Here is a 16,504-nt window from a genome sequence, read left to right on the forward strand (position 1 = left end):
TACCGGCCTGTTCGTGTCGTTCATCCCGGATCCGTCGCTGGCCGGTATTCCGCAATGGGACCACCTCGGCTACAGCTACGTCCTGGAGAACACACGCGCCGTCCAGATCCTGCGCCGCGTCGTCCGGGAGTATCGCTCCGGCGAAGGGTTGGGCATCCCGTCAATCGCGACCCAGCGCTGGCTCGAGATCACGGAAGTGCTCCTGTTCGGCGCCGCCAATCCGCTTGCGCCGTGGCTGTCCACCAGCGTCATCCGTCCGGATCCCGAGGCGGTGCGGCGCAACGCCTACTGGCGGCTCTTCGGCCTCGACCTGGCATTCGGCACCGACGACAACCGGCCGCCCACCTACGATAAGGCCACGCATGCGAACGCGACATTCATCCAGGTGTTCGAGGAACTCCTTTTCGAGCTGTGGCAGGCGATCACCAATGTCCGTAACACATCCGGCGTCAACGCCTCCGACGACGACCGGATTTTCAGGATCGCCGAGGCATTGCGATTTGCACTGCGCGCCCGGCGGCAAAATCAGTTGCTCAGCCGGGAGGAGCTGGTCGCAGCGACGGCCCTCGGCTGGGCCGAATTGACGCTGAGCGCCAACACGCCGGTCGTCGAGGATCTGGTCGCCAACGCGACGAGCCCTTACGAGCGCCTGCGGTTGATCGGCGATCGCGTCGGTCTCGCGCCGCACAGCAAGTCGTCCGCCCTGTTCTCGATGGCTGGCGATCTTTCCCGCTTCCTGCGCATCGTCGAGTCCGGCGTCGTGTCCGGACCTGAACTGGCCTGGGTTCTCTACCTCGAGCAGCCGCCGCTCGGCTCGCCGCCGAACGCAGCCCCGCCGATCGGAGCTTCCAGCAGGCGGGTTATCACCGAGTGGGCATCCGCGACCGGCAAGGATCTGAAGATACGCGCAAAGCCGATCGAGATGCGGCCGCCGACCCGGCCACCACTGCTCGTCGGCGCACGCTAAGCTCAACGCAGGAGGCAGACGATGCACGGGTCCATGCAGGAATTCCAATCGCTCGACCCGCTCGGCCTCGACGCTCCCTTCGCCGAGACGTCCGAGCCGGAGAACCGCGGCGGAATTGAAACGTTCGCCACGCTCGAGGGCAACCCGTTCGTCGCGTTTTCGGACGAAGCAGGCGAAACGGAATGGACTGGTTCCGGCGAATCCGAGGCCTTCGAGGAGGAACTGGGCTCGCCTCATTCCTTCGCGAACTGCACGCCGACGCAGAAGCGGCTGCTGCTCGACGTTACCGAACGGTGTCTGCGCGCGGTGCGGCATGCGGCCTCGTTCGTCGGCAGCGCCTACGGTCGGCCGGATCGGATGGGCGCAGCCACGCGGCAACTGCTGCTGCGTCATTTTCACACGACAAGGCACGACGATCTCCGTCACATCGTCACACGACTGATGCGGATAGAAAAGGCGCTGAAGGACGGAATCAAGTTCCGCGGCGAGGCCGACTGCGCGACCGACGGCAAGGGAGCCATCTGCGGCTATGCCCTGACGACGCAGCTGTTCGGCGGCTTTGGCAAGGTCCATATCTGTTTCGACGCGCGGGCAAGGCACTGCAACTTCAGTGCGCTGGCGCCCGACACGCAGGAGGTGACCCTCATCCACGAGGTCGCGCATCGCTATGTCGGCATCGAGGACCAGGCCTACGAGCACGAACCGAAATATTCGACCTTGTCTCCGAAGCAGGCTCTGGACAACGCGGATAGCTACGCCTTCTTCGCCGTCGAAGGCATGAACCTGCTCAGCGAGGCCTTCGAGCCGGAGCAGGAGGGCGCGTCGTCGGAAGATTTCGATGAAACGTCGTTCACCGGGCTTGAAGCCCGGGCGTGGGACTCGCATGGCTTGGCCGCGGACGACGAAGCCGCGCGAGACGAAGGCCCGGAGGCTTGGGCGCACGAGCTCGAGGAGGCCCGCGAGCTGGAATCGGGCGCCAGCCGCTGCGCCGAAGACGAACATGCGGGCGAGGACGAATATCTCGAGTCCGAGGCGTGGACGGCAACAGCCGAACAGGTCGCCTTTCGCAACAGCGTGCTAGCCGAGCACATCGCGCGCAGCCGCAAGGCCAGGGGGGCTCCCCTGCCCGACCTCGACGGCACTCAGATCGAGACGATCCCCGGCACCAGCGTCAAGACCCGGCCGGAGACCGCGCGGGCCGCCGGCCGCCTGCTCGCCGCTGCAAATGCAGATCTGCAGAAGGCTCAGAACGCGGGTGATGCCGATGCGCTGCGGACGAAACGATTGACCGCCGCAAGCGGTTATCGCGGCAGCGACCACCAGCGCTCGCTGTGGCTCACCTATTTCAAGGGTTACTACAACCGGACACGCGCGCACCGCGAAGCTCTTGCCGACGGCCCGCATTCCAGGGCCGCAATCGCCTACATGCTGAAGTCGAAGGCCTATGGCGGCTTTGGCCTCGGTGGCCGGATCGCGGCGCCGGGCTACAGCAATCACCAGAACGGCATTGCCGTCGACTTCTACCAGAACAGAAAAGCGGGACACGAGGTCGCCAACAACAGCAGTGACGCAGCGCGAGCGAACTGGCGCAGGAGTTGGTTCTACGGGTGGCTGAAGCAGAACGCGGCGGCTTACGGTTTCGAGCAGTTGCCGACCGAGGAATGGCACTGGGAGTTTCGCCGCAAGCCGACGATCACGCGCGAGTTCGAAAGCGAAGCCGTGGTCCCGGCCACGAAGCCGTATCTCGACGGCGCGCTATGGATCTACCGCTCCCGCGTCACCGGCACGAAGATTGCCGTATTCGCGTCGGCCGCGGCCGTTCGAGGCAGCGGGCCGGTGGACATGCTGCTCTACATCCACGGGCTGCTCAGTCCGTGCGGCGTGCCGCGAGCCATGCCGGCGGGCATCGTGACGGAGGCCACCTTCCGGCTCGGCAAGATCGTGACCGACAGCGGCCGGCCGATGCTGCTGGTCGTGCCGCAGCTCCAGACCGGGAGCGACGCAGGCTGGAGTGCACGCGGCCTCGACCGGCCTGCGCAGCTCAATGCGCTGTTTGCCGAAGTGCTGGGCGAGACGAACCGCCGCCTCGAGCGTAGCGCAACACACATCGGCCGGCTTGTCATTGCCGGGCACTCGCGCGCCTACGGCGTGCTCTATCCACTCGCCAACGCGAACAGATCCGCCGCGCTCGGCACCGGCGTGCTCGCGAAGCTCGTCAAGGTGTGGGTGCTCGATGCGACCTACGGCAGCCCACCCGTCGCGGCATTCAGGGCGCTCGCCGCAGCGCGGCCGAATTTGGGCGTCGACATCATCTACCGCGCGAAATCTCCGACCGACAAGTTCGACGGCCGCGCCGTTGCCGGCACGGTGGCGCTGCGCCCGGTGCCGAATTCGATCACCCATTGCGCGCTGCCCGGTAAGCTGCTTCCGACCCTGCTGAGCGAGCTCGGTACGGCCACGGACGGCGAAGCATTCGAGGATTTCGACGGGACGTCGAGCTCGGAAACTCATTTCGAAGGAGACGACCGGGAATCGCTGGCCTGGCTGGACGTGGAGGCAGGCCTTGCTGGCGACACTCTCGACGATGACTTCTCCGACACGCGCTGGCCTGAATCGTCCGAGGACGAAATCGAGCACGAAGGGTGCGGATGCGGCGGCCACTCTGCGCCGCGAAATCTTGAGGCCGAGTGGTTCGAACCGGAATCGGATGATGCGGTATGGCCTGCAGGCGTCGGCGTGCGCGCACTCGACGCCGAGGCCGGTGGAATTGCCGCCCCCTTGAAAGGCGCCTCGGCCCTTGCGCTCGGACCGACGCTCCGCCGCGGCAGCGGCGGCGCCGGTGTCGAAGCGCTGCAGCGCGCGCTGGCGCAACTCGGCCATTCGCCGGGCGAAATCGACGGACGATTTGGCGCTGCGACCGAGAAAGCGGTCCGCGCCTTTCAGTCCCGCTCGGGCCTCACCGCCGACGGCGTGGTCGGCCCGCGCACCAAGGTGGCCATCGCCGCAGCGCTCGCCGGCAAGATCGCAGCGCTGCCGATGCCACCTGCTCCAACCCCGCCGGCGCCGCGGCCTCCCGACGAGGATCTCGATGCCTTCATTGCCGGACTGGCTGCGGAATGGTCGCGGCGGACGGGCGGCAAGCCTTCGGTCGACGAGCGGATCGCGGCGCTGCGAGGCGACTACGAGGACACACTGAAGGGCGCACGCATGCGCTTTGGGACGAAATATGCCGACGACGTACTCCGCCGCGCCTGGATGATCAGCCGCGAGGAAGAGATGCACTTCCGCACCGAGCCCTCGGGCGGCTCGCTCGGCGATTTCGGGCCGCCGGCGCAGCGGGTGGAGCTGGTCAGTCACGCGTCGATCGACGGAAGCGACAAGGCGCCTGTCGCGCCGATCATGGTCCGCTTCCTTGCCGAGCTGCGCCGCCGCTACGGCCCAGGCGTCGGTGCGGGCACCTATCGCGGACATGGCGGCGGGAGCTTCAACGATCGCGGCTATTCGCTCGATCTGTTCCTGAACAAGCGCGACGCCCGCGGCTTCTATCTCCGCGACGACGCCGTGAGATTGCTGCGCGCCGTGAACGAGACCGCGAAGGCGATGCAGGCGAAGTGGCGGATCATCTACAACGATTTCGCCGTCGCCGACTCCATCAATCGGGAGACCGGCAAGCGCAACGTGATCTTCGTTGGTACGACGCGCAAGGACAAGAACAAGCGTGTGACCGGGCTCAACTGGCACGGACCGCATCCCCTCATCATCCACTTCCACCTCGACCTCGCGCCGCTGCCGGGCGCGCAGAGCGAAGCGGAGGACGAGGGATCGCAAGAGACTTGGCAGGAGACTTCGCAAGAGACTTGGCACGAGGACCTCGCCGAAGGTGAGGACGAGAGCGAGGAGGTGCGCGCCGCCTGCGAGGGCGAATCTCCCGCGGGCGAGACCCTCACCCTTGAAGCCCTGCTCGCAGGCGAAGCGGGAGGCGATCCGGGGTTGGTGGACCGCCTGAAAGGCGTCGCCGAGTTCATGCTCGGCCCGACGCTGCGCCGGGGCAGCAAAGGCGACGGCGTGAGCAGCCTGCAGCGCGCTCTCGTGGGGCTCGGCTACGATCTGGCAGTGGACGGTGATTTTGGTTCGAACACCGAACGCGCGGTGCGTGCGTTTCAGTCGCGCAGCGAGCTGGAGGCCGACGGCATCGTCGGCGCTGCGACCAAGGCCGCAATTGGCGCCGCGCTCAGCGGGCGATCGCTGCCGCCGGCGCCCGCACCCACGCCTCCACCGACCCCCGCGCCCTACGTTCCGGGCAAAAAGCTCGCGCCGAAAGCGTTCGTCGCCACGTTCGGCGAGTCAGCCAGGGCCTCGCAGGCGGCCAGCCGCGTTCCCGCCCTGGTAACGCTCGGACAGGCGGCGCTGGAATCCGGTTGGGGTGCGCATGCGCCCGGCTTCAACTTTTTCGGCATCAAGGCAAAAGCCAGCATGCCCGAAAATATGCGGCAGCTGCTGAAGACAAAAGAGGTCATGTCGCGGCCCGACGCGAAGTTCCCGGAAGTGATCTCGGTGACGCCGCGACCCGACGGCAAGTACGACTATGTCGTGCGCGAATGGTTCCGCGTCTATCCCGACGCCGCCACCGCATTCAGCGAGCACGGCTCGTTTCTGGCGCGCAACAAGCGGTACGCCAAGGCGTTCACGGTCGCCCACGACCCCTACGCCTTCGCGACCGAAGTCGCTCGCGCGGGATACGCCACCGGGCCGACTTACGAGAAGGAGCTCCACGCCGTCATGCGCATGATCGAGAAGGCGGGCGGAGGATGACAAAGTTGAGGGCCGGCTGCCGCGATCATTCGAACCGACTGCACGGAGATCGGTGATATGCCACGAGGACCCGATATATATCGTTCCATGAGTGCTCTGTATGATGATCCGAACAACATCGAAGGGACGACATATGGAAAAAGATGGTTGCGTCACGAGTGGCGTCAAATGGCGGAAAGACAGGCCATAGACAACGCGGAAACGCAAAAGATAGTCATGGCTCTCCACGGAGGTGGGATCGAGACCGGAACGAGCGAGATCGCCCTCGCTGCGGCCGGATACCATCCAGCTACGCTGGCGGCCTCCGTTGATGGTTATGGGTTGCATGACCTCTGGCTCTTTGAGGGGTTGCTGCCCTCCCGCAACGGCGACCTGCATGTGACAGCTTCTCACTACGACGAGCCAATAGCCACGAAGTTGGTTGAGAACGCTCAGCGTTGCATCAGCTTGCACGGCTGTACGGATAACCAAGCGAATGGAAGAATTCAGCTCGGCGGACTGGATGATGAGTTGCGTGATATCGTCTTGGAAGAATTGGATTCTGCAGGAATCCCGGCTGAGATTACCAGCGACCCGATGCTCGACGGGAGTCTCCCGGACAACATCGCAAACAAGACGAGGACTGGCGGTTGCGCCCAACTCGAGATGGGGACGAGCTATCGTAGAAGCTTGTTCGGGATCAACACGAGGCCACAGCGGAAACACACGACAAACGCTCGATTTTGGTTGCTGGTCTGCGCTTTGCGCAAATCCATGAGTCGCGTATGAGCCGTCCCCTGACCGACTCATGAGCATCGCCCTGTGCAAAAAACTCGCCCTCCCCCGCTCAGCCAGGGCAATCGCATATGACTTCCGAGCGGCAGTTTAGCGAGCGCCTCGTCCTTCGAGACGACCGCTTCGCGGTCTCCTCAGGATGAGGCTAACCAGCAGCATTGGTGCCCGTCGAAACTCGTGCCGCGCACCAAGTCCTCATCCTGAGGGCCCGCCAACGGCGGGCGTCTCGAAGGATGGCCACAGGCGAGATCGCTCCCATATGCGATTGCCCTGCCCGCTCAGCGGAGGGGGCGCTCGGCACCGATGTCAGCTTATGACCCCGAAGCGGACGACGGACATCGAGAAGCCTCTCGGAAACGCGTCAACCGATCTCCCGCCGAACCATGGCCGCCGCCTCGCACATCGCCTTCAGCTTTCCGAACGCGGTTGCCCGCGGCATGTACTTCATGCCGCAATCGGGCGCCGGGATGAGGCGATCTGGTGAAACATACTTCAGACCGTTGCGGATACGATCGGCCACGGTGTCGACGCTCTCGATCGCGGGGTCCGCGAGGTCGAGCACACCGAGCATGATCTTCTTCGACGAGAGGTCCTTGAGCACGCCGAGGTCGAGCTTCGGCTGTGCGGCCTCGATCGAGATCTGGTCGGCGGTGGTGTCGTCGAGTTCGGCGAGGAAGGAATAGCCGGCCGGCTTGTTCGAGCCCGGTACGACCGCCGCATAGCCGAAACAGAGATGGACGACGGTCGGCACGGTGATGCCCTTCAAGGCGCGGTTGATCGCCTTCACGGCGTAGCGCTTGGCCAGCTCCGGATTGTTGCGCACCCAGGGCTCGTCGAGCTGAATCACGTCGGCGCCGGCCTTCTGCAGATCGAGCGCCTCGGCATTGACGGCCTCGGCGAGGGCCATCGCGAGCTCCTCCTCATCCTTGTAGAACTCGTTCCTGGCCTGCTGGCTCATGGTAAACGGGCCCGGCAAGGTGATCTTGGCGGCGCGATCGGTGTTCTCGCGCAGGAATTGCATGTCATGCAATTCGACGGGACCTTTGCGCTTCACCGGGCCGACCACGCGGGGCACCGGGGTCTGCGTGTTGCCGGTGCGCGCCACGATCATCGCGGGATTGTCCCCGTCGATGCCGTCGAGCGCCGTGGCGAAGCGGTTGGAATAGCTCTCGCGGCGGATTTCGCCGTCGGTCACGATATCGATGCCGGCACGTTCCATATCTCGGATCGCGACGATGGTCGCGTCGTCCTGCGCCTCCTCCAGATGCTCGGCCGGCAACCGCCACATGTCGTGCAGCCGGGTACGCGGCACCACCTTCGACAGCATCGCGCGATTGACCAGCCATTCCGGCTGCGGGTAACTGCCGACCACGGTGGTCGGCAGGATGTGCGTCGGCATGGGCATGGGGTCCTCCTTCCTGTTCTTGGCGAGGGCGGCCGCTCAGGCCGCCCGCGTCGCCGCGGCTGTTCCCTCGTCCCTCACGGGATTGCGCAGGATGCCGATGCCGGAGATCTCGATCTCGACGACATCGCCGCCCTTCATCCAGAGCGGCGGCGTGCGATAGGCACCGACGCCACCGGTCGTGCCTGTCACGATGACGTCGCCCGGAACGAGCTCGGTGAAGGTCGAGCAATAGGCGATCAGGGCCGGCACGTCGAACACGAGATCGGAGATCGGGGCCTTCTGCACCTCGACGCCATTGAGCCGGGTAATCAGCGTCTGTTTGCTGATGTCGGTCAACTCGTCGGTCGTGACCATCCAGGGCCCGAAGCCGCCGGTGCCGGCGAAATTCTTGCCCGGCGCGAATTGCGAGGTGTGGCGCTGCCAGTCACGGATGCTGCCGTCGTTGTAGCAGGCATAGCCGGCGACGTGGCTGAGCGCGGATTCGCGCGAAATGCGGCGCCCGGCCTTGCCAATAATGACGGCCATCTCGCCCTCATAGTCGAAACGTTCGGATTCGAGCGGCCGGATCATCGGCTGGCCATGACCGACCTGGCTGTTGGCAAAGCGCGTGAAGATCATCGGATGTGCCGGCGTCGGATGGCCGCTCTCGGCCAGATGCGTGGCGTAGTTGACGCCGATGCAGAAGATCTTGTCGGGATCCGGCACGGTCGGCAGCAACGCGACGTCCTGCAGCGTGCAGTCGGGCTTCTCGCCGGCCAGCTTCTTCAGCTCGTCGAGCGAGCCCCTGGTCAACAGCGCCTTGAGCGTCGGATATGCCTTCAGGCGCTTGCCGGCATCGATGACGCCCTTGTCGGTGACGATGCCATAGCTCGCCGCGCCGGCGATCGTGAAGCTTGCAACTTTCATCGGTCAAACACTCTCTTCGATGGAGGAGACATAGTCGTCGATCGGAACGGCAATCTCGCCGCAGCGGATCGGAACGCATTGCGGCGGGAAGTCCTGGCGGAAGCGGGCGCCGGCCGCCTCGGCCCGGTCGAGGAATCGCTCGAGGCGATTCATCGCACCGGTCGGCAGATCGTGCAGCACCATCAGCGTCCAGGGCTGCCGGCTGCACTGGTCAAGTGCGCGCTCGGTCCAGCCGTCGGGATCATCCCAGTCGCGCGGGATTGCGTTCCAGAGCACGCAGCTGTGCTTGTTGCGGGTGAGATAGTCGACGACGGAAGGTTTCAGCAGCCGCTTGTCCAGATTGCCGCCGCCGCCGAACGGCCGGAACCAGCGCTGCGGATGCGCGAGATCGCCGATCGCTCGTTGCGTGCGGCCGATCTCGTTTTCTGCGGCATCGCGCTCCGATTGCTCCCCGAGCGGAACGCTGTGCGTAAAGGTATGATTGCCGATCCAGTGGCCCTCCCCGTGCGCACGCACCGCAAGGCCGCGCCGCTCGGGTGCGGCAAGCTTCTCGCCTATGACGAAGAAGGTGGTCTTGATGCCGCGCGCGCCGAGGATGTCGAGCACGCGCGGAGTTACATCGGGATCGGGACCGTTGTCGAATGTCAGGGTCAAATCGTACACGCTGGAATACCTCAGGTCGCCGGCTGCATCGTGCCCGACGCGATCTCGTCATTGGCCTGGCCGGCGCGGGTGCCGGTCTGCCAGATCGCCGCCTTGCGCTCGATCCAGCGGATCGCGGCGTTGAAGGCGATGGCGAGAAACAGCACCAGCAGCACGCCCGCGAACACGTGCGGACTGTCGAGGATAGTGCGGTAGCGCGAGATCAGATAGCCGATGCCGGCCGAGGAGATCAGCATCTCCGAGACGACGACGCCGACGATCACCAGCGCGCCGCCGACGCGCAGGCCCGACAGCACGGTCGGGATCGCCGCCGGGATGATGACGCGGACCAGCCGCTGGCCCAGCGGCGCGCCCATGCTGCGGGCCGCGAGCAGGAGTTGCGGGTCGATGGTCTGGATACCGGCCGCGGTGGCAAGCATCGTCGGCAGGAAGCCGTAGATCGAGGCGAAGGCGATCTTGGACTCCGAGCCGATGCCGAGCCAGACCGTGAAGACCGGATAGAGGATCACGAGCGGCACCGCATAGAGGCTCGATATCATTGGCATGATCAGCACACGCGGACGCGGCAGGCTGCCGACAACGGCGCCGAGCAGGATGCCGCCACCGCAGGCAAACGCCATGGAGACCACGACCTCGTAGAGGGTCACCCCGAGCGCATGACCGTACTCGCCGGCCTCGGTCCACCCCGCCATCAGCGTCGAGGACAGCGACGGCAGGAACAGTTCGGGAATGAGGCCGGTGCGCGGCAACAGCTCCCACAGCGCGATCAGGCCGATCACGATCAGATATCGCAGCGTCTTCGCACTTATCCTGGCGCTCATCTCCGCCTCACGCCGATTTGCGGATGTGCCGCCAGATGCGATCGCGCAAGCTGCCGAAGGCATCGCCGCTCAGCATCTCGTAGGTGCGCGGCCGCGGCAGCTGGACCTGAAGATGGTCCACGATGCGACCCGGCCGCGCCGACATCACGATCACCTCGTCGGCGAGATAGACGGCTTCGGTGAGGCTGTGCGTGACGAAGACGACGGTCTTTCCGGTCGCCGCCCAGATCCGCAGCAGTTCATCGCCCATGGTCATGCGCGTCTGCTCGTCGAGCGCCGCGAACGGCTCGTCCATCAACAGCACCGGCGGATCCTGCACCAGCCCGCGCGCGATCGAGACACGCTGCTTCATGCCGCCTGACAGCTCATGCGGGTGGCGCTTGCCAAAACCTTCGAGGCCGACCAGCTTCAGCGCATCCTGCGCCTTGGCCCGGCGCTCGGCCTTCGGCACGCCACGCAGCGCCAGCGGAAACTCGACATTGTCCTCCGCCGTCAGCCAGGGAAACAGGCTCGCCTCCTGGAACACCACGCCGACCCTGTCGGGATCAGGCTGCAGGATCGGCGCGCCATTGATGGTGATCGTGCCCGCGGTCTGCTGCCGCAGCCCCGCCATCATCATCAAAAGGGTCGACTTGCCGCAGCCGCTCGGGCCGACCAGCACCACAAAACGGCCGGGCTTGATCTCGAGCGAGACATCCTCCAGCGCGACGACGTCCTGCGACCTGGTCTTGAAGACCTGGCCGACATTCTTCACCTCGATTGCGCCGGCGCGCGCGGCGGGCTTCAACGGGGTCACGTTCGCCAATGGCTGCATCGCGTTTCCACCCATCTGACAAGTTCGTTGAAGGTCATGGCGATCGCGGCGACCATCACGACGCCGGCGAGCAGCTGCTTCATCTGGAAATTCTCGCCCCAGGTCGCGATCTGGTGGCCGATGCCGTCGCGCGAGGCGTACATCTCGGCGAGGATCACGCCGGTGAGGTTGAAGATCATGGAGATCCGCAAGGCCTCCAGCAGCACCGGCAGCATGCTGGGCAGGTAGACGCGGAACGCGGTCTGCATCGGGGTTGCGCCATAGGAGCGCGCCACCGTCAGATGCTCGACCTTGACCGACTCCACCGCGGTCGTGGTCGACATGATCACGATGAAGATGGTCGAGAAAAAGCCGAAGCCGACCTTCTGGGCAAAGCCGACGCCGAACACCAGGATGAACATCGGCAGAAAGATCGACTTCGGGATGCTGAAGGCGAAGAACAGCAGCGGCTTGGCGACGTCGGCGAAGTAGCGGTTCTCCGCCACCAGGAAGCCGATCATCGCGCCAAAGGGCACGGCCAGCGCGAACGCCGCCAGCACCTCGGTCGCGGTGACCATCAGGTCCTTCTGCACGGCCGCGCGCTGGAGGAGGTCTCCAAGCGTCACGAACGTGTCGGACGCCGACGGCAGCAGGCGAGGATTGACGATGCCGGTGCGCGACAGCACCTCCCACAGCGCCAGGATCGCGACGATGATCGCGATCCTGGCAACGTTGATGGCGAGCGTGCCCTGCATCGTTATGGCTTGGTCGGGACAGGCTTGAACTTGGTCGAGATCACGTCCTCGGCCGGCACGATATCCTTGAGGCCGCCGAGCTTTGCGAGATCGAGCGAGAGCTGCACCGCGGCGGTCACGTTAGCCGCGCCCATATCGCCGCTGGTCTCGAGTTTCATGATCGTATTGTCGTATTCCAGGCCGGCGATCTCCGGCGGCATCTCGTAGAGCTCGGCGATCAGCTTGACGGTGACGTCGCGATTGGCGCGCATGAACGCGACCGCACCATAGAGGGCGTTCACCGCTTTCTGCACGAGCTGGGGTTTCGCATCGGCGAATTTGTCGAGCACGATCCAGCCCGCGGTGAGGTTCGGCGGAACCGCGGTCGCGTAGTCGAGGATGGTCTTGGCTTCGCCTGATTTCGAGATCTGGAAGCTCAGCGGCGAATAGACCACGGCGGCGTCGACATTGCCGGCGAGCAGGTTCGGCACCAGGCCGCCGCCACCGACCGGGACGCGCGTGAAGTCGATCTTCTTGTCCTGGATGGTCCACAGCGCAAGCAGGTCCGAGCCGGAGCCGGCCGCGGTGATCGCAACCTTCTTGCCGTTGAGGCCCTTGACGTCGAGCGTGGATTTGGTCGGCACCATCAACTGCCAGCCAAAATTGCCCATTGCGGCATTCGCGACGATCCGCGACATCACGCCCTTCTTGCGTCCGGCCGAGACCAGCGACGGCGGATCGAGGATGATGTCGGCCGCGCCCGCAGCCATGCCCTCGAACGTCTCGGCGCCACTGCGGTAGATGGTCAGCTCGGCCTGGATGCCCTCCTTCTCGAACAGTTTTTGCCTTACAGCCGTCTCGGCGATCGTCGTCGGCCAGTAGGTTTTCGTGGGCAGGCCGACGCGAATGATGTCGGCGGCGCTCGCAGGGCCGGCAAGAATTGCGGCGGCGACGAGCGGCATGACGTAACGGCGACTGATCTTCATGATCTGCTTCCTCCCGGTCTCTGTTCTTGTTTGCCGGATTTTTCCGGATCGTCAGGTCGCGCTGCTCACCTCCGCAATGCGCGAGGCAGCGAGCTCGACGAACTCTTTGGTGATGCCGAAGTGCCTTGACAACGCGCGAACTGCCGCATCCGCATCGCGCTTGATCACGGCAGCGACGATCGCCTTGTGCTCAGCTTCGACGTCGCGCGGCTTGCTACCGATCTCGCGACGGATCGATAGCCGGCGATAGCGCTCGCTCTGCTCATGCAGCACGTCGCGAAAGCCGAGCAGCCAGGACGAGCCGCAGGCGTTGACCAGCGCACGGTGGAAGATGCGATGACGGATCACCCACTCCTCGTAGTGCACGGTAGGGTCGTCGGGATAGTGATAGGGAACGGCCTTGAGATCCGCCCAGGCCGATTTCACCGATGCGAGCCAGGCATCGTCGCCGCGCTCGATCGACCGGCGGAGCGCAAGCCCCTCGATGTCGATCCGCGTCTGCGTCACGTCGGCGAGATCGGCGAGCGACACCGGGCTCACCCGAAAGCCGCGCTGGTCGGAAGCCTGCACGAGCCCGTCGGCGACCAGCCGCGACAGCGCCTCCCGGACGGCGGCGAGGCTCACGGAGAACTGTTTGGCGAGCCCCGCGATATGCAGCTTCTGCCCCGGCAGCAGACGCGTCGCCAGAATATCGGCGCGCAGGCGTTCGTGCAGCGCCGACGTCAGGCTGCGCGGACCATCCCCGGGACTCCCGGACAACTGGAACTGAAGCGGACTCATGCCGGGATGATTGCAAGGCAGTGTGCGCGGGTCAATAGGAAAATCGAAAATCGATTTTTTCTGGTTACGCCATCCCATGCTCGACGTCCGATGAATGAGGGGCTCCGGACGGCGCGACGTCGAGGCGAACGGCGACACCATTCAGCTCAGGTCTTGGCGCCGGGTAAAGCTTCATGACCTGCGGATCATGGCCGGGGACGATGTGGTCCACGCCGGGTGCTGCGGCGCGCAGTCTGTCGAATCCCACCAGCATGTCGCCGACATGAAACGCCGTCGGGAACGGACGCTCGCTGGTCATGTTCTCGTAGAAATGACTGACGTCGGAGGCGAGCACGACGGGCCCACGTCGCGTGGGGACGCGGACAAACTGAAGACCGGCGGAATGGCCGCCGGCGGCATGAACGGTCAATCCGGGCGCGATCTCAGCGTCGCCGTCGTAGAACAGCACCCGGCGCGCGTAGTTCAGCCGCACGATTCCGCAGACATCCTCGACCTCGAAGGAATGCGACAGTCGCGGATAGTGCATATAGCGCCCGGTGGCGTAGGCGAGTTCGCGCTCCTGGAGATGAAAGCGCGCATTCGGAAACCGGTCGAAATTGCCGGCGTGGTCGTAGTGAAGATGCGTGAGGATGATGTCCTTGACGTCGGCGACGTCGACATCGAACGCGGCCAGCGTTTCCACCGGGCAGCGCAGGAATGTCCGCCTGCGCTGCCTTGCGATTTCAGCGTTGAACCCCGTGTCGATGACGAAGGTGCCTCCACTTCCCTTGGCCAGCCACACGAAATAGTCCATCGGCATCGGCCCGTCATGCGGGTCGCCGCCGATGAAGTGCTCGCTCCGCTGCGCATCACGCGTTGCATAGCGAATCGCGAAAAGCTCGTATTCCGGGTCAGCCATGGGATTCACGCTCAGGAACCGGCCGCGTCGACCTCGCTAAAGGCCTCGCGGGCATTGCGGAAGGCGTCGATGCCGGCGGGAACGCCGCAATAGACGGCGACCTGGAGCAGGATCTCCTTGATCTCCTCCTTGGTCAGCCCATTCTTCAGGGCACCTTTCACATGGAGCTTCAGCTCATGCGGCCGGTTCAGCGCGCCGAGCATCGCCAGATTGACGATCGAGCGGGTGCGACGGTCGACGCCGGGCCGCGTCCACAAGGCCCCCCAGCAGAATTCGGTCGACCACTCCGCCATCGTGCGCGTGAACTCGTCGGCACCAGCGATCGACTTGTTGACGTAGTCCTCGCCGAGCACCTCCTTGCGGACCTTGAGGCCCTTTTCGAACAGTTCAGTCTTGCTCATGATCGTCCCTTTCAGGTCTTGAGAATTTCTAGTTGGAAGCGGTATGGCTCGACGCAGACGGCGGCCGCAGCGATTGCAGGAGAGCGGCGACATCATCGACCGTATCGAGCCGCCAGACTGCGTCGATGACACGGTCCGCGTCCCAATCGCTTCGACCGGTCCGCACGCACTCGCGCAGCTTTTCGTCGAGGTCGCGATCTCCAAGCGGCGCCGCCAGGCTGCCGCGCGGCGCGACGACGGTCTCGGTCAACACCCCGCCGGACGAAAGGCGCAAGGTCACGCGTGCCGCGCCGTCAGGCATTTCGGCGTCCAGCTCCGCCCTCACCTTTTGTCGCAGCTGCGCGATATCGGGCCTGACCACGGTGTCGTGCGCGAATTCGGCGACGCCAGCCGTGCCGAGCAACAGCCCGCAAGCCACGCAATGCTGGATGCTCACTCGCGCATCACGCTCGTTGTTGACGGGGCGATCGCCGCGCGCCAGCAGCAGCGCCGAGCCCTGCACAACTACCCATTCGACCTGGTCGCACCTCCGGTCAATCCGCTCGCGCAACAACAGGCAGGCGTCGATGACCGAATGGAACACGATGCCCGCGGGATAGAGCTTATAGGTGTTCTTCGCGATCTCCCAGCTCCTGCCGAGACGGTCGAGAAGACGGGCGAGATCCGGCTCGTCTCCCATGGTGCGCGCCCAGCCGAGCGGCCCTTCGATGGCGCGCGGCGCGGCCTCGTAGCCCTGCTGCGCGAGCAGCGCTGCGAACAATCCGTTGCGCGCGGCGTTCCCCACGCTCACGTTCTTGGCCGCGCTCGGCAGGTTCTCGACATTGCCGGCCGACTGGCTCGCCGCTAGCCCGATGGCGTTCGCGATTCCTTCCGCCGGCAGCCCCAACAGTCTCGCGCACGCCGCCGCGGCGCCGAAGATTCCGCAGGTCGATGTGATGTGCCAGCCGCGCGCGTAGTGGTGCGGCGAGACCGCATTGCCGATGCGGCATTCGACATCCACACCGAGGATGAACGCGGTCAGCACCTCGCGCCCCGATAGCTTGCGTGACTCCGCGAGCGCCAGCACAGGAGCTGCGACCGGCGCGGCAGGATGAATGATCGTTTCCGGATGCGTATCGTCGAAGTCGAGCAGATTTGCCGAGATGGCATTGAGAAACGACGCGCAGAGTGCATCCATCGGCTGGGAGAGACCGATAATTGTCGATGTCGCGGTCCCGCTGAACGGCGACAGCGTGCGCATCGCGACGGTAACGACCGGATCGCGTGCGGAGCCGAGCGCGGTTGCAAAGAAATTGAGGATCGACCGTCGCGCCTCGTGACTTTGCGCCTCGACGTCCGCCCATGACGACGCTGCGATGAAATCGGCAAGCGTCCTGCTCACACTCGAAATTGAATCTTGCGGCACGCGGGGCGTCTTCCTCGTTTTCTTCCCTCGCTTTCCCGGACCTTATGCCGATCCGCGGCAAACTGTCGACCCCAAATGTTATGCTTGACAGCTTGTCTGACAATCATAACAATCCGCCCGCTGGCGCGGGATCCCCGCCGCCGCAATGACGGCGGGCGG

Annotated in this window: 14 protein-coding genes; 3 read left to right on the forward strand and 11 right to left on the reverse strand. The window is 65.0% G+C overall.

The window, feature by feature from the left end:
• The 3 genes from IC50_RS32620 to IC50_RS32630 form a co-directional block, all read left to right on the forward strand.
• The coding region (locus IC50_RS32620; RefSeq protein ID WP_035715152.1) for a hypothetical protein at positions 1–967 on the forward strand (967 nt) is incomplete at its 5' end.
• Positions 968–988: 21 nt separating this feature from the next.
• Positions 989–5,779 (forward strand): peptidoglycan-binding protein, encoded by a 4,791-nt coding sequence (locus tag IC50_RS39535; RefSeq protein WP_081492570.1) that lies wholly within the window; start codon positions 989–991, stop codon positions 5,777–5,779.
• A gap of 87 nt (positions 5,780–5,866) precedes the next feature.
• Positions 5,867–6,547 (forward strand): poly-gamma-glutamate hydrolase family protein, encoded by a 681-nt coding sequence (locus IC50_RS32630; RefSeq protein ID WP_157461168.1) that lies wholly within the window; start codon positions 5,867–5,869, stop codon positions 6,545–6,547.
• 367 nt (positions 6,548–6,914) lie between these two features.
• On the opposite strand, the gene IC50_RS32635 is transcribed toward IC50_RS32630, so the two are convergent.
• The 11 genes from IC50_RS32635 to IC50_RS32685 all read right to left on the reverse strand — a co-directional run bounded on the left by IC50_RS32635 (position 6,915) and on the right by IC50_RS32685 (position 16,321).
• Positions 6,915–7,958: a uroporphyrinogen decarboxylase family protein gene (locus IC50_RS32635; RefSeq protein ID WP_202948127.1), complete on the reverse strand. Its 1,044-nt coding sequence runs from the start codon at positions 7,956–7,958 to the stop codon at positions 6,915–6,917.
• A 36-nt stretch (positions 7,959–7,994) separates the two neighbouring features.
• Entirely contained in the window at positions 7,995–8,864 is an 870-nt protein-coding gene (locus IC50_RS32640; protein WP_035715160.1) for a fumarylacetoacetate hydrolase family protein, read from the reverse strand.
• A gap of 3 nt (positions 8,865–8,867) precedes the next feature.
• A complete protein-coding gene (locus IC50_RS32645) occupies positions 8,868–9,527 on the reverse strand; it encodes a polysaccharide deacetylase family protein (RefSeq protein WP_035715163.1) in 660 nt (219 codons plus the stop codon).
• A gap of 11 nt (positions 9,528–9,538) precedes the next feature.
• Positions 9,539–10,348, reverse strand: coding sequence for an ABC transporter permease (locus IC50_RS32650; RefSeq protein ID WP_035715165.1), 810 nt, complete (start codon positions 10,346–10,348; stop codon positions 9,539–9,541).
• Positions 10,349–10,355: 7 nt separating this feature from the next.
• A complete protein-coding gene (locus tag IC50_RS32655) occupies positions 10,356–11,162 on the reverse strand; it encodes an ABC transporter ATP-binding protein (RefSeq protein WP_050991169.1) in 807 nt (268 codons plus the stop codon).
• Positions 11,141–11,896, reverse strand: a complete 756-nt coding sequence (locus IC50_RS32660) for an ABC transporter permease (protein WP_035715172.1) — start codon at positions 11,894–11,896, stop codon at positions 11,141–11,143. Before IC50_RS32660 ends, IC50_RS32655 begins: the two co-directional genes overlap by 22 nt.
• Before the next feature lie 2 nt (positions 11,897–11,898).
• Positions 11,899–12,861, reverse strand: coding sequence for an ABC transporter substrate-binding protein (locus tag IC50_RS32665; RefSeq protein ID WP_035715174.1), 963 nt, complete (start codon positions 12,859–12,861; stop codon positions 11,899–11,901).
• Between the two features lie 51 nt (positions 12,862–12,912).
• A complete protein-coding gene (locus IC50_RS32670; protein ID WP_035715177.1) occupies positions 12,913–13,641 on the reverse strand; it encodes a GntR family transcriptional regulator in 729 nt (242 codons plus the stop codon).
• A gap of 64 nt (positions 13,642–13,705) precedes the next feature.
• Positions 13,706–14,539 (reverse strand): N-acyl homoserine lactonase family protein, encoded by an 834-nt coding sequence (locus IC50_RS32675; protein ID WP_035715181.1) that lies wholly within the window; start codon positions 14,537–14,539, stop codon positions 13,706–13,708.
• Between the two features lie 11 nt (positions 14,540–14,550).
• Positions 14,551–14,940 carry a carboxymuconolactone decarboxylase family protein gene (locus IC50_RS32680; protein ID WP_035715183.1) on the reverse strand — a complete coding sequence of 130 codons (390 nt, stop codon included), beginning with the start codon at positions 14,938–14,940 and terminating at the stop codon, positions 14,551–14,553.
• Positions 14,941–14,968: 28 nt separating this feature from the next.
• Entirely contained in the window at positions 14,969–16,321 is a 1,353-nt protein-coding gene (locus IC50_RS32685; RefSeq protein ID WP_244429696.1) for an MmgE/PrpD family protein, read from the reverse strand.
• Between the last annotated feature and the right edge of the window lie 183 nt (positions 16,322–16,504).

Origin of the sequence: Bradyrhizobium genomosp. I (2014), assembly GCF_000261685.1 — a bacterium.
Taxonomy (GTDB): Bacteria; Pseudomonadota; Alphaproteobacteria; order Rhizobiales; family Xanthobacteraceae; genus Bradyrhizobium.